Below are 19,023 nucleotides of genomic sequence, written 5' to 3' on the forward strand. Positions count from 1 at the left end.
TATGGCGTGTTGAAGTCGCAGAGCGAATATCGGCCACAAGGGGTATAAGCCTCCTTGCAGCCGGTATCGAGAGACGGTATCTACAAAAGCCCAGACCTCGGGTTTGGTAGGAGCCCGATTCATCGGGCGAACGCCGCGTAGCGGCGCCTGCTCGACTCGGGCGCCTGCCGGCGCCTTTCGCGCAGAGAATCTGCGCTCTTCTACGCTACCCTTATCTGGAAAAGCAGCGGCATCACGCTAATCTGCGACGAACCCTTTTTATGGCCTGTCTCATGCCCCTCAGCGTGGCCAAGACACCAGATGAGCAGCGCTAACACCTGCCAAGGGAGATATTGGCAAGTCCTCGAGGGCTGTTCCATACTCGAGACAGCCATCATGCTTTTATCCTGTCATACAACAGAACCCTGCAAGGGTGGCCATCAAGACAATAGCAACAAGAAACGGACCCGCCATGATGCGACTCAAAGACAAGACAGCGCTGGTGACGGCCGCCGGCCAGGGGATCGGTCGCGCGACGGCCCTACGCTTCATCAGTGAGGGAGCCCGGGTCATCGCTACCGACATCGACGGAGGGAAGCTTCGCGAGTTGGCGACAGAACCCGGCATCGACACCCGACGACTGGATGTGCTGGATGCGGATGCCATCAGCGCGCTGGCCAGGGAGCTGCCACCTCTGGACGTGCTGTTCAATTGTGCCGGCTACGTGCACAGCGGCACCGTACTGGAGTGCGACGAGGATGCCTGGGCGTTTTCCCTCTCCCTCAACGTCACCGCCATGTACCGCATGATTCGTGCCTTCCTGCCCGGCATGTGTACGCTAGGCAACGCCAGTATCGTCAACATGGCCTCGGTGGCCTCGAGCCTCAAGGGTGTGCCCAACCGTTTCGCCTACGGTACCACCAAGGCGGCGGTGATCGGCCTGACCAAGTCCGTCGCCGCCGATTATGTCGGCCACGGGGTGCGCTGTAATGCCATCTGCCCAGGCACGGTGGAATCGCCCTCGCTCCTGGAGCGTATCAGTGCCCAGGCGCGCCAGCAGGGGCGCAGCGAAGAAGACGTCTATCGCGAGTTCACCGCCAGGCAACCCCTGGGGCGGCTTGGTAACCCCGAGGAGATCGCCGCCCTGGCGACCTATCTCGCTTCCGACGAATCGGCCTACACCACCGGGACGGTTCAGATCATCGATGGTGGTTGGCTCAACTGACACGAGGAACTTGCACCTCATGAAATTGCTTCGCTTCGGCCCCGTCGGTCACGAAAAACCCGGTCTCCTGGACGACCAGGGCATCCTTCGCGATCTATCGGCCCATGTCACCGATATATCCGGGGAATATCTGAGTCATGCCAGCCTCACCAACCTGACCCAACTGGACCCTGCCCAGCTGCCCGAGGTGCCCGCCGAAACACGCCTGGGCCCCTGCGTGGGGCACGTGGGCAAGTTTATCTGCATCGGACTCAATTACTCCGATCATGCCGCCGAGACCGGTGCCGAGGTACCTGCCGAGCCGGTGGTTTTCAACAAGTGGACCAGCGCCATCTGCGGCCCCAACGACGAGGTGATCATCCCTCGCGGCTCCACCAAGACCGATTGGGAAGTGGAACTGGGGGTGGTCGTCGGCAAGACCGCCCGCTATGTCGATGAACGCGATGCCATGTCCCACGTCGCTGGCTTCTGTATCGTCAACGACGTCTCCGAGCGGGAATATCAACTCGAGCGCTGCGGCACCTGGGACAAGGGCAAGGGCTGCGATACCTTCGGCCCGTTGGGCCCCTGGCTGGTGACCCCCGATGAAATCGACGATCCTCACGACCTGGCCCTGTGGCTCGAGGTCGATGGCCATCGCTACCAGGATGGCAGCACCCAGACCATGGTCTATCAGGTGCCCTTCCTGATCAGTTACCTGAGCCGCTTCATGAGCCTGCAGCCGGGCGACGTCATCTCCACCGGCACCCCACCAGGAGTAGGCATGGGGCAGAAGCCGCCCGTCTACCTCAAGGCCGGCCAGCGCATGCGCCTGGGTATCGCGGGCCTGGGCGAGCAATGCCAGATGCTGGTGAACGAAGAATGAGCCGTGGAGGGCTGGCCGGATGACTCCTCAGCGTGACGAGATTCTGCAATTCGGTACCAGCCGCTTCCTGCTGGCCCACGTGGACTATTATGTCAGCCGATCCCTGGCCGAGGGGCATAGCCACAAGCGTGTGGTGGTGACCCAGACGTCCTCGCGCCCCGAGGGCATCGCCAAGGCGCGTGCGCTTGCCGCTCATCGGCGCTATCCCGTGCATTTCCGTGGCGTGCGCGACGGGGAGACTTTCGATCGCCAGGAAATGGTGGATAGCCTGGCAACCTGCTTGATCGCCCAGCAGGAATGGCCTGAACTGGAGCGACGCTTTCGCGATGAGATCACTCATGTGGTATCCAACGCCGGGGATAATGGCTACCGTGTGACCGTCGACGACTCACCTAGGCATGAGGTACCAGCCAGCTTCCCGGCCAAGCTGGCCAAGCTCCTGTACGCGCGCTATCGCGCAGGTGCTGCGGGGGTCATCCTGATGCCCTGCGAACTGGTGAGCGGCAATGGGCAATACTTGAAGACGATCGTCACCAAGCTGTCGAGCCAGGCCTATGCGGATGCGGGCTTTACTGCCTGGCTCGACGAAGCGTGCCTGTGGATCGACACGCTGGTCGATCGTATCGTCTCCTCCACGCTGGAGCCGGTGGGTGCCGTTGCCGAACCGTATGGTCTATGGGCGATCCAGGAGACCCCCGGGCTGGAGCTGCCCTGCCATCACCCCGATGTACAGCGGGTAGACGACATCTTCCCTTATGAAAAGCGCAAGCTGCATATTCTCAATCTGTCGCACACTTGGCTGGTGCAGCGAACGGTGGATCTGGGGCTGAGCGACGAGATCCGCTTCGTGCGTGAAGCCATGGACGAGTCGCGCCTGCGTGACGATCTGGAAACCCTGCTGGAAGACGAGGTACTGCCGACCTTGGATCATGCGTTTCCAGGTATGGCATTGGCGGATTACAAGGCTACGGTACTGGAGCGCTTCACCAATCCCTTTCTCGATCACGCACTGGTCGATATCGCTCAGAATCATGTGGAAAAGGTGCGCCGGCGGTGGCTGCCTGTCCACGAGATGGCGCGCGCTCAGGGACAACCGACGCCGCGCCTCACTGCCCGACTCGAAGCCATGGCGATGGCCTGAGAGTCCCCGGCCTAGGCTATGTCTGAAAAGTCGACGAGCGATGGCCAGCGCTAAGCCCGCTCCTGCGGGCTAACGCATTTCCCACATCTATGTGGGTCACAAAGCAAAAATCGACGACAAATCGGCAGGATAGCCGATTTGGGCAGCATGGCTGCTCGAAGAGCAAGCGACATGGATGTCGCGAGCCCAAAGACGGAGTTTACGCGGTGTAAATGAGTACTTTGAGTCGATTTTTAACGCCGTATGGGCGAGTGCAGGCACTTTTCGGACAAAGCCTTGTGTCTCTCCAGGCTTGTTGATTAGCTACCAGCAGGCCTTGGCATCAGGGTGAGCATCCACAAAGCCTACTCTACGGAGCGGGACAAGCGCTGCTTGAGCTGCCGATAGGTGCCGTAGTGACGATCAAGGTGGCTGCGCATCGCCGCCTCGGCCGCATCCGCATCGTGAGAGGCGATGGCTTCCACGATGGCACTATGGGCTTTCGTCGCAGCCTGGTCCTCGCCTTTTTGTTGCAACGCTTGTGCTCGGCGGTCATCAAGCCACTCGGACAGCGCCTCGTGGATGGCGTCGAAGATCGGATTGCGACCGATACTTGCCAGCACACCATGGAAGTCGTTGTCGGAGCGCTTGAAGCGCGCCTCATTGCCTAGCGCATTTCTGTTGTCGTCCAAGGCGGCGCGCAGCCGAGCGATGTCGTCGTCGGTGGCATGGCATGCGGCATAGCGTGCCAAGGAGATCTCGAACAGGGCACGCGCTTCCTGGAAATGCTGCTGCCCTTCCGGCTGCGAGAGCAGCTGGCGGGTAACGCCCGAGAGGCGTGCCATCACGGCCTCAGCCGTTGGCCTGATCACTCGGGCGCGCGTTCCGCTGTTGATGGCGATCAACCCGAGGCGCTGCAGGTAAAACAAGGCTTCGCGAACCGCCGGCCGGCCCACGCCGAACTGCTCCATCAGTTCGCGTTCCGACGGCAATTGATCGTCTTCCCGCAACCGCCCCTCGAGGATAGCCGCCTCAAGCTGCTCGGCCACCTGCTCGGAGAGCGTCTTGCGCTCCACCCTATAGTGCGTCATTCCCCATGACTCCTCGGCAACACATGTCAACTAGCCCTCACTTTTTGAATCGGGCAGGTGTAGATGGTACCGCAAGAGGCAACCGCCCTACTTCCTAACATTCGCGTAGCGGCGCGATTCCCACCTCCTTGGCAAGACGCTCATAGGCCTCCCAATTGGCCGAATCCATCGGTATGCCCTCGGCATCGCGCTCGGCTTGGCAGCGCCATTCCCGGTCACCGGGGGCCAACACCTCGCGATCCGCCAGCGCCGGCCGTGAGCCAAGATCCTCCAGGTACTCCTTGAGGCCTCGCTGGAAGGTTACCCAATCGGTAAACGCCTGGGGCTGCACGACCAGAAAGAAGTGCCCAATGCCCCGAGGCGTCGACATGTCAGGTCCACCCATGGGCAACAAGCGAAAGCCATTGAGCATGCCTGACAGCGTGGAGCTGAGTATTTCCACCACCCCGGCCAGGCCCGCACCCTTGAAGCCGAATTGCGCGCCGCCGAGCGGTAGCAGTGCCGCCACATCGTCCGGTTCAATGGTGAGCCGCCCCCCGGCATCAGCCGCCACGTCCGGGGGTAGCGTTCGGCCGATGGCGCCATACTGCTGGACTCGGTTCCAGGGAATCGAGCTGGTCGCCATATCCAGCAGGTACGGGGATCGTCCTTCGACGGGGACCGAGAAAGCGATGGGATTGGTGCCATGGAAGGGCACCTGACTCCCATGCAGCAACACGAAGGGGTCGGAGTTGCACATCGCCATGCCAATCATGCCTTCCTCAGAGGCGGCCAGGGCATAGCAACCCGCGGCACCGAAGTGCGAGGAATTGCCCACCGCCACCGCTCCTATACCCACCTCCCGAGCCATGTCAACGGCATGCTCGATGGCCGTATAACCGGCCAGGTGACCGAAGCCATCGTCGGCATCCAGGTGCCCGGTCGCCGGCATGCGGCGTGTGAAGGCCATCGCCGGCCGGGCCTTGATCCGCCCGCCCTCGAGTGCCTTGACGTAATGCGGCAACAGTCGCAGACCATGACTGTCGGTTCCCATCCGGGAGGCGGTTACCAGCGCTCGGGTCACGGCGGTTGCTGACGCCTCATCGGTCCCGCAATGCAACAGCGTCTCGTCGATGAAGCGCTCGAGCTCCTTTACCGCGACGCGCTGCGGGACATATTGAGTGCTTGTCATTGGCGCGTACTCACATCAGCGATAAATCAGGGTCGGCAGCCACAGGGATATGGCCGGAATAAAAGTCACCAGCAGCAGCGCGATCACCAGTGGCACCAGAAATGGCAAGGTGCCACGCATGCACTTCTCGAAGGAGATGTGCGAAACTCGGGAGAGTACGTACAGCACCATGCCCACCGGAGGAGTTAGCAGGCCGATCATCAGATTGAGCACCATGATGACGCCAAAATGGACCGGATCGACGCCGGCGGCGACGGCAACAGGCAACAGGACCGGTACCAGGATAGTGATGGCGGCGATTGTCTCCATGAAACAGCCCACCACGATCAACACCAGATTGATGATCAGCAAGACGGCAATCGGATTGTCGGCAAACGGTCCCATCAGCGTCACCACATGCTGGGTCACCTGGTTGCTGGTCAGTATCCAGGCAAAGATCGATGCGCCGGCAACTATCAGCAGAATGACCGCCGTGGTCTCGATGGTCTCCATGCTGACCTTGAGCAGCCGCCGCCAGGTCAGGGTGCGATAGACCGCCACGCCAAGAAAGAGCGCGTAGACGACCGCGGCGATGGCCGCCTCGGTGGGCGTAAAGGCACCGGTAATGATTCCGCCGACGATGATCACCGGCGTCAACAATGACAGGAAGGCACGGCCGAAGGTCACACCCAGCACCCGCAGCGAGAAGGCCGCATCGCGTTGATAGCCGCGTCGACGCGAGAGCAGCGTGATCATGACCATCAACACCACTCCCATCAGCAGTCCGGGCACCAAGCCGGCGACGAACAGTTGACCCACCGACACCGAGGCCATCACCCCGTAGATCACCATGGGCAGGCTGGGCGGGATGATCGGGCCGATGGTCGAGGATGCCGCCGTGATGCCCACCGCGAATTCCTGATCGTAGCCGGCATCGCGCATGGCCTTGATCTCGATGGTGCCCAGGCCACCGGCGTCGGCCACCGCCGCCCCCGACATGCCCGAGAAGACGATGCTGGCCCCCACGTTGACATGGCCCAGGCCGCCGCGCATCCAGCCCATCAATGCCTTGGCGAAATCGAAGATGCGGGTGGTAATGCCGCCGTTGTTCATCAGGTTGCCGGCGAGAATGAAGAATGGAATCGCCAGCAAGGGAAAGCTGTCCACGCCATTGACCATGCGATGAGCCACCACCAGGTCTGGCACCTGTCCACTGAGGTACACATAGAGCAGACAGGAGCCGGCCAGACTGATGGCAATGGGCACGCCGAGCACCAGCATGGTGAACAGGGCGGCGAAAAGGAAAGCAAGGTAGTAGCCGAATACGGCCAGGGCGATACAGCCGGCGATTGCCAGCATGGCGATGGCCGGTGGGACTATCGGGCCTCGACGGCGCGCGCTCGACGCGTTGGGCATGGCAACGACTCCGAATGTTTATTGTTATCCATCGTCTTCGGTGAAGATCAGTTCGCTGGTGCCTTCACGCCAGTGGCGAATCGCGGCCTGGATCGAGCGCAGCAGCATCAGCAGAAAGCCGACCAGTACCAGGTAGTAGATCACGCTCTTGGGAATATCCACGGAGACCATCATCGCGTTGGTTCTATCGGCGAGCTTGTAGGTGATCCAGGAGCCGGCGATGAAGAAGATGACCCGGACGATGTCCACCAGAGTCGACATCGTCAGACCCACCCTTCCGGGCATATAGCGATAGAAGAACTCCACAGCGATATGCGAGCCCTTCCTGACCGCCATGGCACTGCCCAGAAAGCACACCACAACCAGCAGATAGCGCGCCATCTCCTCCGTCCAGGCAATCGAGCTGCCGAGGACATAACGGCTGAAGAACTGCAGGAAGACATCGATAGCCAACAGCCAGAAGACCACCAAGGTCACATAATCCTCGATGGCGTAATCGCGCCAGTTGAACTCGTCTTCTTCGAGAAACTCGAAAGTGTCCGCACTGTGGGGTACACGATCCTCCGACATCACAACCTCCTCGAGTCACCTACCCCTCCATGACTCATGAGGGGTGGGCGACTGCACACGAGACGTTATTGCCCGAGGGCCTGCAAGCGATCGTAGGTTTCCTTGTCCCAAGTGGCTGCATCACCATTGTGATAAGGCACGACGGCTTCACGGAAGGGACCGGTATCCACTTCATTGACGGTGACCCCTTGCTCCTCGAACCAGGCGACGAGATCTTCTTCCGACTGGAGAATATCCTGGGTGATCTTTTCACCGGCCTCCATGTAAACCTCGCGGAAGATCTTGCGATCCTCTTCGGAGAGCCTGTTCCATAGCGGCCCGCCGGCAATGGTGATCAATGAATCGGTGATATGCCCGGTCAGGTTGATATAGTCCTGAACCTCATAGAATGCCTTGGCCTTGATGGTCGGCAGCGGATTCTCCTGAGCATCCACCACCCCTTGCTGCAGCGCCAGATATACCTCGGCGAAGGCGATGGGCGTGGGATTGGCCCCGACAGCGTTCGGGAACATCATGTACATCGGGGCATTGGGCACGCGAATCTTGAGGCCTTGCATGTCCTCAGGGACGTTGATCTCCTCGTTGGAGGTCGTGTGCCGGCGGCCGTAGTAGTTCATGGCCAGAGGCACATTGCCGGTGGCATCCTCATAACCTTGAGCAATCTCCTTGAACAGGTCGCTCTCCGCATAGGTCTGCCAATGATCGAAATCGCGGAACATGTAGGGCGCACCGGCGATGCCGATCGGCCCATAGGATCGCCCGGCAAACTGGTTGCCGGTGTAGATCAGGTCCACAGTACCCAAACTCAAGCCTTCATTGATATCCGCCTCCTTGCCTAGAGACGAGGCCGGATGCACTTCGACTTCGTAACGCGCGTCGGTGCGCTTCTCGATTTCGTCGGCCGCCCAGAGTGCCCACTTGTGGTAGGGCTCCGAGGTTTCGTAGACGTGCGCGAACTTCAAGGTCTCGGCGGCACTGGCCAAGCCGGCGATCCCGACACCGGCCAGAAGTAGGGCCGTGGTTACCCAGCGATTCAGTTTCATGGCGTGTTTGCTCACGTTGCCCATCTTGTTGTTCTCCTTGCTTTCGAATCCGCAGAGGCTTCTATGGCTGTCGATTGATGGCTTTACTGTATACGTGTCATACCACCACAGGTAAATCTAGTTGCTCCTCCTCGGCGGCGCAATCCTCCATTCGAGTTCTACTTCGACACCGGATGCACGGCACTCCAGAGATCCAGCAATAATCGATCATCGCCAAAACCGCCCGCCTTGGTCAGCAGCGGCCATTCCTGCCATCCCTTTGGCTGATATTTTGGATAGACCAGCACGACACCCGGCGCCCATTCACCCACCACTTCGACGACCCCTGCCGCGAGACGCTGCAGCACCGCCATGGCGGTATCGCCACCGGTCAGAAACCCCAGGCGACGCCCTGGCGCACTGGGCAAGCTCGCCACGAAACGCGCCGCCAAGCGCTGCGCCACCGCCTCGGCACACCAGGTCACTTCTGCGGAGCCGCCTGGAATCAGCAGTGCACTGTCGTGGGTCTCGGTACCGATGACATCGCTCATCGCCTCGATGACCGGCATATCAGAAATGGTGTCGCGAAGGCAGGCAATCTGACGTCGGGACTGAGGACTGCGCGAGCCTACCACCAGCCAGACCTCTTGATACTCTCCCAAGCAAATCGATGACTGCGGTGAGCCGTAAAGGCACTGGGCGATGGCCGTTGCCAGACCGGCGGCACCGACCGCGAGGCAATCAACAGGCGCCGCCAGCAGTTGTGTTGCCAGATGCTGCAGGTCCCTATCGCTCTCAGCATCAGCCACACAGTCCCCGGTCGGCAGCTTTAGTCCCGGGGCCAATTGCGCCAGAGGAAGGCCGTGTGTGGCAAACAGAACATCCAGCGCTTCGGTTGGCGGCCGCGAACGGGCATCCGTGGCGAAGGAGGAATGCCGCAGTGGTTCACCATGGACGTACACTTCGGCATGATGAGTCGTTCGGCCCTGGGCCGGAACTGCCGGCGCCAGCAACAGGCGCCGTCCCAACCGACGCCGGACCGCCACGCTCTCGGCCACTACCTGGCCGCGCAGCGTCGAATCGATCTTCTTGAACCACAGATTGGGCGCCAGCGGTTCGAGAAGGTCCAGAGTATGCAGGACTCGAGCCGCAGCCTGTTCCGCGGGTAGATGACGCGATTCGGTGTTGACCGCCAGCACTTCGGGCAGCGCCTCATGGCGGTTATCGAGCAGGTCGACCAGCCGGATCAGATCGACCACCGCCCGGGTCGTCGCGCCACGGCTGGCGAACGGTGCCGACGCATCCAGGGCGCCCGTCAGGTCATCGGCGAGGATCACCACCCGGCAATTGCTCAAGGTGTGCTTCCACCCGCCAGGCACCGAGCATAGGCAATGGCGGCGCCCATGTTGGTGGCGTCGGCCTTGCCTTGCCAGGCGATGTCAAAGGCCGTGCCATGATCCACCGAGGTACGCTGAACCGGCAGTCCGAGACTGACGTTGACAGTGGTATCAAAGGCGATCAGCTTCACAGGGATGTGGCCCTGATCGTGGTACTGCGCCACCACCAGGTCGAACTCGCCTCGCGTGGCACGATAGAAGACCGTATCTGCCGAAATGGGACCTGCCACGTCCAGCCCCTGCGCCTGAAGAGCCCGCACTGCGGGGGCGATGATAAGCTCGTCCTCGTCACCAAAGATGCCACCCTCGCCACAATGGGGATTGAGCCCCGCCACGGCGATACGTGGCGATGAATGGCCCAACGTCACCAGATGGTCGTGCCCTGCCCGGACTGTCTCGGCGATGCGCTTCTCCGAGACTCGCTGGATGGCTTCATTGAGCGACACATGCGTCGACACATGAATGGTCGACAAATGCTCGGAGGCCAGCAGCATGAAGGAAGACGGCGCGCCGGTAAGCGCCGCGAGCATGCCGGTGTGTCCATCGTAATGATGGCCGGCGGCGTGAAGGGCAGCCTTGTTGAGCGGCGCCGTGACGATCACCCGCGCTTGGCCAGCCTGAACGCACTCGACGGCACGCTCGATACAGCGGAACGCCATGTCGCCGGCAACGGCACCGATCTTGCCATCCTCCACCCGGCCAGACTCGACGCCCTCAATCTGCGCGACGGCGATCCGATTGTTGCTTGACCAGTCGTGACCCGGCGTCCATTCCTGGAAGTCAATATCAGCGCCGATCAGGCTGGCGGCACGCTTGAAGATTGGAATATCGCCGATCACCAGCGTGTTGGTCAGCTCCTCCGGCGTCATGGTGTGCAACACACGGCAGATAATCTCAGGGCCGATACCAGCAGGATCGCCCATGGTGATGGCTAACGAAAAGCGGGATGAATCACTCATGGCATCAGCTGCCCACCATTGACCTCGAGGATCTGGCCCGTCACATAGCTACTCATGGCGTCGGTCGCGAGGAAAACGTAGGCCCCGACGCAATCCTCGGCACTGCCCAACCGCGCCTGGGGTATTGAGGCGACAGCCGCTGCGAGGTGTGCCTCGCTGGAGTGTCGATCGTGAAAGTCGGTGGCAATGGTCCCCGGCGCCACAGCATTGACTCGGATATTGTCGGCGGCCAACTCCTTGGCCATGGATCGGGTAAGGGTACTGACGAAGCCCTTGGCCGAGGCATACAGTCCCGCACCACCACCGCCGCCATTGCGTGCGGCAATCGAACTGGTATGTATGATGTTGCCGCCGCCCTGGCGGCGAAAATGCGGCAACGCCGCCCGGCTTGCGACCACCACCGACCGCGCGTTGAGATCCATGACCCGGTCGTACTGATCGTCGTCCATGTCCTCCAGGCCCACCCGGCCAAGCATGTCACCGGCATTGTTGATCAGCACATCGAGCCCGCCCAGTAGATCGACGGCCCGATCAACGACCGCGGAGGCGTCCCTCGAGCGGCTGATATCGCCCTGGATCGGCACGGCCTTTCCCCCGGCCGCCTCGATCGCCTCGCAGACCTGGCGAGCAGCCGTCTCGCTCGAATGATAGTGCACGGCCACGTGGGCCTTCAGGCTGCCCAGTCGTTTGGCAAGCGCTGCCCCTATTCCTCGGCTCGCTCCAGTAATCAGTACGCGCTTCCCCACCCATTCCTCGAACATCTTGTTGTCTCCTGAAACGTGATGTTTTACAGCATACCTGTCATACATCATGACAAGTATAGTCGAGGTATCGTCACTCTTCGTCATTCGCCTCTGACCCAGCCCACCGCAACTGCTCGATATTCACAGGGCTGATGGGGCGACGCCCCTTGAGTGCCAGCCGCATATTATCAACGGCCCGCTGCGCCATGGCATGGCGTGTTTCGTGAGTAGCAGAACCAATATGCGGCAAGGCGACGACATTGGGCATGCCGATCAGCGGCGAATCCGCGGGCAGGGGCTCCTTTTCATAGACGTCCAGACCCACCGCGCCCGGACGGCCCCATTTCAAGGCATCGATCAGGGCCGTTTCATCGATGACCTGGCCACGGGCAATATTGACGAGAATGGCATCCGGCTTCATCAACGCCAGCTCGCGTGCACCAATCAGGTGCTCCGTTTCCGATGTCAGCGGGACGGTGACGCACACGAAGTCGGAGGCTTCCAAGAGCCGATCCAGCTCGCAGCGCCGTGCTCCCAGCTCGGTTTCCAAACCAGGTTTCGATGAGGCTTGGGCATACAAGATACGCATGCCGAAGCCTAGCGCGCCGCGTCGGGCGACTGCCGCACCGATACGCCCCAGCCCCACCATGCCCAGTGTCTTGCCATGTACGTCCCGGCCAAAATGCTCGGGCCCAATGCTCTTCTTCCACTCGCCTCGGCTGACCAGATCGGCCAGCTCCACCACGCGCCGCGCCGTGGCCAACATCAATGCAAAGCCGGTGTCTGCGGTCGTCTCTGTCAACACATCCGGGGTATTACACAGCAATATGCCGCGCCGGGAGAGCGCCTCGAGCGGGTAGTTGTCATAGCCGACCGACACGGTGGCTATCACTTCCAGCATGGGCATCGCATCGAGCAGCTCCGGCGTGATCGGTAGGCTGGCGGTGATCAGGCCCTGCGCCGACGCCAGGGCGCATCGAATGTCCTTCTCTTCCAGAGAATGGACCTGGCGAAAGTCCTCGACCATAAAATCGTTGCTCAGCTCTGCGAGTTGCTCATCGCTGAGGCGCCCACACACCACGACACGTTTCATGGCTTGCTTCCTGTATCCATCAGTTCCTCGAGCCGTGCTCTGGTAGGAAGCCCCTCCATGTCTCCGATCACCTGCACCGCCTGAGCACCGATCAGATTGCCTCTCAGCAATGCCTCTCGAGGGGAAAGTCCTTCCAATAACGCACTGATCACACCGGTCGCAAAGCCATCGCCCGCGCCCACGGTATCCACCACCTGTTGAACCGGCACGCCCGGCACAGTGAACGCATCTTCGCCCTGCCCACCCAAGCCGCCACGATAGTAGCTACCCTCTGGTCCCAGCTTGATGATGACGGCCTCTGCCCCTCGCTCGAGATAGAAGGCGGCGATCTCGTCGGCCGTCGCTAGCCCAGAAAGGCGCCGCCCCTCGGCTAACCCCGGCAACACCCAGTCTGCTAGGCCGGCCAAGTCGTTCAGGGTGTCTATCATGAGTTGTTCGCAGTCCCAGAGACTGGGACGCAGATTCGGGTCGAAGGAGATGCTCGCACCTGCCTTACGCGCGGCCTGCATCATGTGAAGCGTCAGAGCATGACAATCAGGTGAGATAGCCGGGGGGATTCCTGTCACATGAAGATGGCGCACCAGCGAAAAGTCGACATCTTCGGCGTCTCTGGGCGACATCCGACTCGCGGCACTGCCTCGTCGGAAGTATTCGACTCGAGGATCCTGCCCTTCGTCTGCCCTTTCCTTGAAGACGAGACCGGTGACATGCTCGGGGTCCACTGTTATATGACGACAGTCCACGCCCTCGGCTTCCAACGTGCGCCGGATGAAGCTGCCGAAACTGTCTGCTCCAACACGGCTCAGCCAACGGACCGGAAAACCCAGGCGGGCGAGCCCGATGGCGACATTGGTGTCCGCACCCGCGATGCGGCGGTGAAAGCGTTCGACCTGATCGAGCGTCCCCGGTGTTTCCGCAACGAACATCGCCATCGCCTCACCGAACGCCAGTACCGTACCGGTATGCTCCATTCGTCACTCCCCCGTGGACGGATGACACCGAGGTCGATGCCCTGAATCTCCCTCGGGTGCCTGGCATGACAATATGATAGGTAGCACGTCAAACGCCTGCTATCAATCTGCTTTAGCCCAGCGTGCCGAAGCCGGCATATCACCCCTCCCAACGAATTCATGTTCGCCCCTCACGCCCTCCTGCTGGAGAAGAGCCTGCGGGTCCGGCGCTCCGGCGGCCGCCTTGCGCCGCTGGCGATGAAGATCCCGCATACTGCTACCCAGCATCGCCGAGAGGATGAGCCCTCCGCCGACGAAGGCAAGCGCCGAGGGCGCCTCACCGACCCGCCACCAGACCAACAGGGTGCCGATCAGGGTTTCGAGCAGCATTACCAGCCCCACCTCGGCCCCGGGAAGATAGCGCGTGCCGGTCTGGATGAGGAAATAGGCACCTGGCAGAAACACCAGCCCCATCCAGGCCAGGCGGACAAAATCCTCCGTCGGAGGAATCTGGGCGCCGCCCAATAGCAGCGCAGGCAACAGCATCGCCAGGCATCCCAACGGCAGGATTACCGTGGTATCCACGCCGCGTCGCGACTGGCCACGCTGGGCGCTTGCCACGGTGGTGTTGACGGCAACGGCCACCGGCGCGATCAGCGCCACGATCAAGCCGAGCGCGCTCCCCTGCCCGATCTCCCCGGCGGCCATCAGGCTGGCACCGAATACGCACAGCACGATCACGACCCAGGTCTGACGCCGCAGGTGCTGACCGAAAAAGAGCATGCCGATGAGCCCCGCCACCAGCGGTGCCAGATTGAGCATCACCAGCACGTTACCGGCGGCGGTCAGACGTGTCGCGATGACGAAGGCCCAGGCGCTGGCGGCGAACCCCAACGGACACCACCAAACAGCGGGCCCGCAGGCGCGAATGGCCGTCGGCAATTCGCGTCCGTAACGCAGGCCGGCCACCAGGGCAAGCACCAGACCAAGCAGCAGTGCCCGCCAGAACATGAAGGTGGCCACGTCCACCTGGGTGTCCTTGACGAACAGTGCATCCGGCGACAGCAACAGCACGCCGGCGCCGGTAATCAGATAGCCGCGCAACCGCCACGGCAATGACCGCCACATAACGTCTCTTTCCTCCATTGACCGTCGTTCGAGACGGTGACTAGAAACGTCACAGGCCGGAGCGTGATGCCCCGGCCTGTGTCATTTAGATGCCTAACCGCCGCTTTGCCTTATATGCTTGAGCTCAGGCCCTGGCGCGGCGTGGAATCGGGGCATCACTATCGCTCTTGCGTCTCGGGCTACGCTCCGGCGCCCCCCGGTCCTCGGCGATCTCGAGCGGCCGTCCGGCCACGCGCGCGCGCGCCATCTTGGCCAGGATGCTGGTCGGCAGGCTGTTGGGCAGCTCGACCACCGAGAAGGCATTGCGGATATCGATGCGCCCGATGCGCGAGCCCTCGATGCCGCCTTCATTGGCAAGCGCTCCCACCAGCTGGCCGGGCTTGATGCCATCCTTGTGACCGACGGAGACACGATAGCGCGTCATGCCTTCGGAAGGACCGCTCTCCCGGCGACGCGGCGGCTTGCCATCCCGTGGCGCGCGCTCGCGATCGTTCCGCGCGCCCGGCTTGGGCAGGCGGCCAATCGGTGCCTCATCGGCACGGGCCATCGCGGCAAAGGCACAGGCCAGCTCGATGGGATCATGCCCTTCGGCGACCAGACGCTCGATCACCGCGCGCTGCTCTTCGGCGCCAGCGGTCAGTGTTCCCACGACACGCTCGCGGAAACGCTCGTCGCGGTGAGCACGAATCGCGGCTTCGTCGGGCAGCTCGGTATCGGTCATGGTCTGGCCGGTGGCCTGCTCCAGCCAGCGCACCTTGCGAGTCTCGCGCACCCCGGCGAAGGTGATGGCGATGCCGGAACGGCCCGCACGACCGGTACGACCGATGCGGTGAGTGTAGGCTTCGGAATCCTGGGGCAGGTCGTAGTTGACCACGTGGGTGATGCGCGGCACGTCGAGGCCGCGCGCGGCCACGTCGGTGGCGACCAGCACATCGATCTTGCCTCGCTTCAGGCGTGTCACGGTACGCTCACGCAGGCTCTGGTCCAGATCGCCGGACAGTGCGGAGGCATTGATGCCACGTGCGGTCAGCTGCTCCACCAAGGTGGTGCAGGCAGCACGGGTGCGCACGAAGACGATGGCGGCATCCACCGGCTCGACCTCGAGAATACGCGCCAGCGCCTCCAGCTTGGCACCACCATCGACACGTACCAGACGCTGGTCGATGCTGGCCGCGGTGTCGGCCTTGGACTCGATGGCCACCTTGACCGGGTCGACCAGGTAGCGGTTGACGATGCGTTCGATCTCGGCGGGCAGCGTGGCGGAGAAGAAGACGCGCTGGGCATCGCTCGGGGTATCGGCCACGACACGCTTGACGTCGTCGATGAAGCCCATGCGCAGCATCTCGTCGGCTTCGTCGAGCACCAGGGCGGAAAGGCCATCGAGCTTCAGGCTGCCGCGGTCGAGGTGATCGATCACCCGGCCCGGCGTGCCGACGATGACTTGGGCGCCTCGGCGCAGTGCGCCGAGCTGCTCACGATATTCCTGGCCGCCACACAGGCTAGCCACTTCCAGCCCCTTGAGGTTCTGGCCGTACTTGGTGAAAGAGACCGCCACCTGTTGGGCCAGTTCACGGGTCGGTGCCAGCACCAGCACCTGGGGCTCGCGGCGGGTCAATTCGAGTTTCGACAGGATCGGCAGCGCGAAGGCGGCCGTCTTGCCGGTGCCGGTCTGGGCCTGACCCAGCATGTCACGGCCTTCCAGCAGTGCCGGAATGGTCTGCGCCTGGATCGGCGACGGGGTTGCGTAGCCCAGGGTCTCGAGGGCAGAAAGCACGGCAGGCAGCAGTGCCAGTTCGCCGAAGCTCGGCGAGGCGACAGAAGTCGAGGTCATTATCACACCTTGGAAGGCCGGTAGTCACCGGCGAAAAAATGTCGTGGTGCCTTGTCGCTTTCAGCTGCGCAACGCTTAACGCTGGCAATATGACATGGCACCGGGTCGCACCTGCATCCTGTTCGTTTCATGACCGCCACCGCGGAATGCGCTGGAGGACGAACAGTGTGGCGACCGTACACGCCACGCCGGCTTGGCGATTCTGGCGTTCCATCTACGCACCCGGCGCTCGTTACAGCGGCTCGAAGCCTGGCTGTGCGCCTTGCGAGAGACTCGTTCCTCGTGCCGTCGGGCAATGTCCAGGAGGGTCGAATCAACAGTGATGGTGGGGTCAACACTTGCGAGGAGGTGCACATGCTACCATCGTCGAAAGGCTTTGCCTACTCCTTGTCATCACTGCCGATCCATTTCGATGACGACATGTTTCAGATCCTGCTTGGGCTTGCATGACAAGTCGTGGAAACCGCCATCCTGGCAAAGAGCTTCAAGGGCTGAATTACATGGTAAAAAAGCGCTTATTCTCCGTTAAGCGGTAGAGATTGAAATGTGAAAATGACAGGACTAAATGAATAAACATGTGCAGCAAGGCAAGTTTCAATGCCACTCCAGGCATCACGAACATGATCAAATCAATTTAAAATCAATAACTTGAAAAAAATCGACATTTTGAAACTTTTTATTTCACAAAAAGATGAATAGGCAATAACAGGTAAAGAAAAGTTAAGAAAAGTTATGTTGATTATAAGTTTAATGCCTGTATCTCTATACAGACTAGGAACGACAAGTAGCCTGGGTTAAGGTTCCCTCGCCTTCTTCTATTCACTCGACATGTTATTGGGCCTATATGCTGCGAATCCTTCACTCACTGCCTCGCACGCACAAGTTAATTCTGCTACCCATTGCCACCATGGTGACCGTGTTGGGTGCGCACAAGATCATAGCCGCCCTTGATACCCCCAATGAAGGTGGCGAACCGCTCGTGCAGATCCAGTTGCCGGCGGATTTCACGGCTCAGGCGAGCAGCGAGCCCGCCGACAAGCCCAGGCAAGTCACTCGTCAATCCTCCCAGGATCCCACGCGTGTCGATGTTCCCCTGGCGACCCTCGATGCCCGGGAAATCGTCGACATCAGTCGTTTGTTCATCGCGGGCAACATCCCGCTGAAACCTCAACTCGACTCGACGGCGATGCACATTGCCTTGCAGTTGCCCCCGAAGAAGGAAGAGCAGATCGGCGGCACCTCCTACGAGGATATTTCCGCCGACCCCATGTTCCTCAACGGGGATGGCGTGGAACTCGAGAACGAACTCGCCGCCGAGGCGGATTACGTCCCCGAATGGGAAACCTATACCGTTCAGAAGGGGGATACCTTCGCGGTCATGGCGGAGCGAACCCTGGGGCTGGGCTTCAGCGAGGTCATGGCGCTGCTGGATGAGATGCCCGACAAGACCGTTCTCACCCGCTGGCGCGTCGGTAGCAGCTTCGACTTCAAGCTCGACGAGTCCGGGGATCTCCTGGCGCTGCGAGTCATGAAGAACAGGCGCAGCGGCTACTTGATCGAGCGTGGCAGCGAGAAACGCAGCTTCGATGTCGCCGCTTTCGACAAGGCCTCCAAGGCTACCCAACGCCTCTTCGCCGGCACCCTGAGCGGTAGTTTTGCGAAATCCGCGAGTGCAACGGGGCTCTCGAACGCCGAGATCGCCGAATTGTCGTCGCTGCTTTCCAAGAAGCTGGATTTTCGGCGCAAGGCCCGGCGCGGCGACAGGTTTCAGGTCCTGGTCGAGACCGACATGATCGAGGGCAAGCCGGCGGATTCACGAATCCTGGCGGCTCAGTACGAAGGCCAGAAGATGAGCCTCACCGTGGTACGCAATACCGAGGACGATCGCTTCTACACACCGGAAGGACATAGCCTCGACCCAGCCTTCAATCGTTATCCCTTCAATGGCAAGTATCGCCTCAGCTCATCGTTCAACCTGCGGCGCAAGCATCCGATCACCGGTCGCATCAGCCCGCATCGTGGTACCGATTTCGCCATGCGCACGGGCACTACCGTCCTGTCACCCGCAGACGGCCGGGTGGTCAAGTCGACCCACCAGTCCCTCGCGGGGAACTACCTCGTCATTCAGCACGACAATGGCTACAAGACCCGCTACATGCACCTCTCGAAGCGCCTGGTCTCCGAGGGAGATCGCGTGACGATGGGGCAGAAGATCGCCCTGTCCGGCAACACCGGCCGTAGCACAGGCCCTCATCTGCATTACGAGGTCATGGTCAACAATCGCCACGTCGATGCCATGCGCGTCAAGCTGCCGGACAGCAAGAATCTTGCGGGGCAAGCCCTGGCGGCCTTCAAGCAGAATTCCAAGGAACTGCTTGCCAAGCTCGAGACCAATGACGATGCGACCGTCGTCGCCAGCCGATCGACGCAACGCTCGCGTCCCGACGACGGCAGCTGATCGCATCCCCCTCTTCTCTTTCGTGC

General features: G+C 61.3%; 16 protein-coding genes. 4 read left to right on the plus strand and 12 right to left on the minus strand.

The window, feature by feature from the left end; genetic code table 11:
• The first annotated feature begins 454 nt into the window (after positions 1-454).
• The 3 genes from BUA41_RS09945 to BUA41_RS09955 are packed head-to-tail and all read left to right on the plus strand — an operon-like array spanning position 455 to position 3,210.
• The gene (locus BUA41_RS09945) at positions 455-1,204 is read left to right on the plus strand and encodes an SDR family oxidoreductase (protein WP_072822682.1); all 750 of its coding nucleotides are present in this window, start codon (positions 455-457) and stop codon (positions 1,202-1,204) included.
• A 19-nt stretch (positions 1,205-1,223) separates the two neighbouring features.
• Positions 1,224-2,069 carry a fumarylacetoacetate hydrolase family protein gene (locus tag BUA41_RS09950; RefSeq protein WP_072822321.1) on the plus strand — a complete coding sequence of 282 codons (846 nt, stop codon included), beginning with the start codon at positions 1,224-1,226 and terminating at the stop codon, positions 2,067-2,069.
• 19 nt (positions 2,070-2,088) lie between these two features.
• Complete coding sequence (locus BUA41_RS09955) at positions 2,089-3,210, plus strand: mannitol dehydrogenase family protein (RefSeq protein ID WP_072822322.1); 1,122 nt, start codon at positions 2,089-2,091, stop codon at positions 3,208-3,210.
• Positions 3,211-3,554: 344 nt separating this feature from the next.
• Here the strand turns inward: BUA41_RS09955 and nanR are convergent, their stop codons facing one another.
• The 12 genes from nanR to BUA41_RS10015 form a co-directional block, all read right to left on the minus strand.
• Complete coding sequence (gene nanR, locus BUA41_RS09960; protein ID WP_072822323.1) at positions 3,555-4,280, minus strand: transcriptional regulator NanR; 726 nt, start codon at positions 4,278-4,280, stop codon at positions 3,555-3,557.
• A gap of 94 nt (positions 4,281-4,374) precedes the next feature.
• Positions 4,375-5,451: an Ldh family oxidoreductase gene (locus tag BUA41_RS09965; protein WP_072822325.1), complete on the minus strand. Its 1,077-nt coding sequence runs from the start codon at positions 5,449-5,451 to the stop codon at positions 4,375-4,377.
• Positions 5,452-5,466: 15 nt separating this feature from the next.
• Positions 5,467-6,846: a TRAP transporter large permease gene (locus BUA41_RS09970; protein WP_072822327.1), complete on the minus strand. Its 1,380-nt coding sequence runs from the start codon at positions 6,844-6,846 to the stop codon at positions 5,467-5,469.
• Between the two features lie 24 nt (positions 6,847-6,870).
• Positions 6,871-7,416 carry a TRAP transporter small permease gene (locus tag BUA41_RS09975; RefSeq protein ID WP_072822329.1) on the minus strand — a complete coding sequence of 182 codons (546 nt, stop codon included), beginning with the start codon at positions 7,414-7,416 and terminating at the stop codon, positions 6,871-6,873.
• A gap of 65 nt (positions 7,417-7,481) precedes the next feature.
• Complete coding sequence (locus BUA41_RS09980) at positions 7,482-8,483, minus strand: sialic acid TRAP transporter substrate-binding protein SiaP (protein WP_072822331.1); 1,002 nt, start codon at positions 8,481-8,483, stop codon at positions 7,482-7,484.
• 134 nt (positions 8,484-8,617) lie between these two features.
• Entirely contained in the window at positions 8,618-9,793 is a 1,176-nt protein-coding gene (locus BUA41_RS09985; RefSeq protein WP_072822332.1) for a four-carbon acid sugar kinase family protein, read from the minus strand.
• Positions 9,790-10,794, minus strand: coding sequence for a 4-hydroxythreonine-4-phosphate dehydrogenase PdxA (gene pdxA, locus BUA41_RS09990; protein WP_072822334.1), 1,005 nt, complete (start codon positions 10,792-10,794; stop codon positions 9,790-9,792). The genes BUA41_RS09985 and pdxA overlap by 4 nt, the downstream gene beginning before the upstream one ends.
• Positions 10,791-11,555 carry an SDR family NAD(P)-dependent oxidoreductase gene (locus BUA41_RS09995; RefSeq protein WP_072822336.1) on the minus strand — a complete coding sequence of 255 codons (765 nt, stop codon included), beginning with the start codon at positions 11,553-11,555 and terminating at the stop codon, positions 10,791-10,793. The genes pdxA and BUA41_RS09995 overlap by 4 nt, the downstream gene beginning before the upstream one ends.
• A gap of 73 nt (positions 11,556-11,628) precedes the next feature.
• The gene (locus tag BUA41_RS10000; RefSeq protein WP_072822337.1) at positions 11,629-12,630 is read right to left on the minus strand and encodes a 2-hydroxyacid dehydrogenase; all 1,002 of its coding nucleotides are present in this window, start codon (positions 12,628-12,630) and stop codon (positions 11,629-11,631) included.
• Positions 12,627-13,601: a sugar kinase gene (locus tag BUA41_RS10005; protein WP_072822339.1), complete on the minus strand. Its 975-nt coding sequence runs from the start codon at positions 13,599-13,601 to the stop codon at positions 12,627-12,629. The genes BUA41_RS10000 and BUA41_RS10005 overlap by 4 nt, the downstream gene beginning before the upstream one ends.
• Before the next feature lie 102 nt (positions 13,602-13,703).
• The gene (locus BUA41_RS10010; RefSeq protein ID WP_084671390.1) at positions 13,704-14,708 is read right to left on the minus strand and encodes a DMT family transporter; all 1,005 of its coding nucleotides are present in this window, start codon (positions 14,706-14,708) and stop codon (positions 13,704-13,706) included.
• Between the two features lie 124 nt (positions 14,709-14,832).
• Entirely contained in the window at positions 14,833-16,539 is a 1,707-nt protein-coding gene (locus BUA41_RS10015) for a DEAD/DEAH box helicase (protein ID WP_072822348.1), read from the minus strand.
• 844 nt (positions 16,540-17,383) lie between these two features.
• On the opposite strand from BUA41_RS10015, the gene BUA41_RS10020 reads away from it, so the two are divergent.
• The gene (locus BUA41_RS10020) at positions 17,384-18,997 is read left to right on the plus strand and encodes a peptidoglycan DD-metalloendopeptidase family protein (RefSeq protein WP_072822354.1); all 1,614 of its coding nucleotides are present in this window, start codon (positions 17,384-17,386) and stop codon (positions 18,995-18,997) included.
• Positions 18,998-19,023 lie beyond the last annotated feature (26 nt).

This window comes from Modicisalibacter ilicicola DSM 19980 (assembly GCF_900128925.1).
Classification (GTDB): Bacteria; Pseudomonadota; Gammaproteobacteria; order Pseudomonadales; family Halomonadaceae; genus Modicisalibacter; species Modicisalibacter ilicicola.

Coding starts and splice junctions, on each gene's coding strand:
- BUA41_RS09945 (WP_072822682.1), top strand. CDS start 455: ATGCGACTCAAAGACAAGACAGCGCTGGTGACGGCCGCCGGCCAGGGG.
- BUA41_RS09950 (WP_072822321.1), top strand. CDS start 1,224: ATGAAATTGCTTCGCTTCGGCCCCGTCGGTCACGAAAAACCCGGTCTC.
- BUA41_RS09955 (WP_072822322.1), top strand. CDS start 2,089: ATGACTCCTCAGCGTGACGAGATTCTGCAATTCGGTACCAGCCGCTTC.
- nanR (WP_072822323.1), bottom strand. CDS start 4,280: ATGACGCACTATAGGGTGGAGCGCAAGACGCTCTCCGAGCAGGTGGCC.
- BUA41_RS09965 (WP_072822325.1), bottom strand. CDS start 5,451: ATGACAAGCACTCAATATGTCCCGCAGCGCGTCGCGGTAAAGGAGCTC.
- BUA41_RS09970 (WP_072822327.1), bottom strand. CDS start 6,846: ATGCCCAACGCGTCGAGCGCGCGCCGTCGAGGCCCGATAGTCCCACCG.
- BUA41_RS09975 (WP_072822329.1), bottom strand. CDS start 7,416: ATGTCGGAGGATCGTGTACCCCACAGTGCGGACACTTTCGAGTTTCTC.
- BUA41_RS09980 (WP_072822331.1), bottom strand. CDS start 8,483: ATGGGCAACGTGAGCAAACACGCCATGAAACTGAATCGCTGGGTAACC.
- pdxA (WP_072822334.1), bottom strand. CDS start 10,794: ATGAGTGATTCATCCCGCTTTTCGTTAGCCATCACCATGGGCGATCCT.
- BUA41_RS09995 (WP_072822336.1), bottom strand. CDS start 11,555: ATGTTCGAGGAATGGGTGGGGAAGCGCGTACTGATTACTGGAGCGAGC.
- BUA41_RS10000 (WP_072822337.1), bottom strand. CDS start 12,630: ATGAAACGTGTCGTGGTGTGTGGGCGCCTCAGCGATGAGCAACTCGCA.
- BUA41_RS10005 (WP_072822339.1), bottom strand. CDS start 13,601: ATGGAGCATACCGGTACGGTACTGGCGTTCGGTGAGGCGATGGCGATG.
- BUA41_RS10010 (WP_084671390.1), bottom strand. CDS start 14,708: ATGTGGCGGTCATTGCCGTGGCGGTTGCGCGGCTATCTGATTACCGGC.
- BUA41_RS10015 (WP_072822348.1), bottom strand. CDS start 16,539: ATGACCTCGACTTCTGTCGCCTCGCCGAGCTTCGGCGAACTGGCACTG.
- BUA41_RS10020 (WP_072822354.1), top strand. CDS start 17,384: ATGCTGCGAATCCTTCACTCACTGCCTCGCACGCACAAGTTAATTCTG.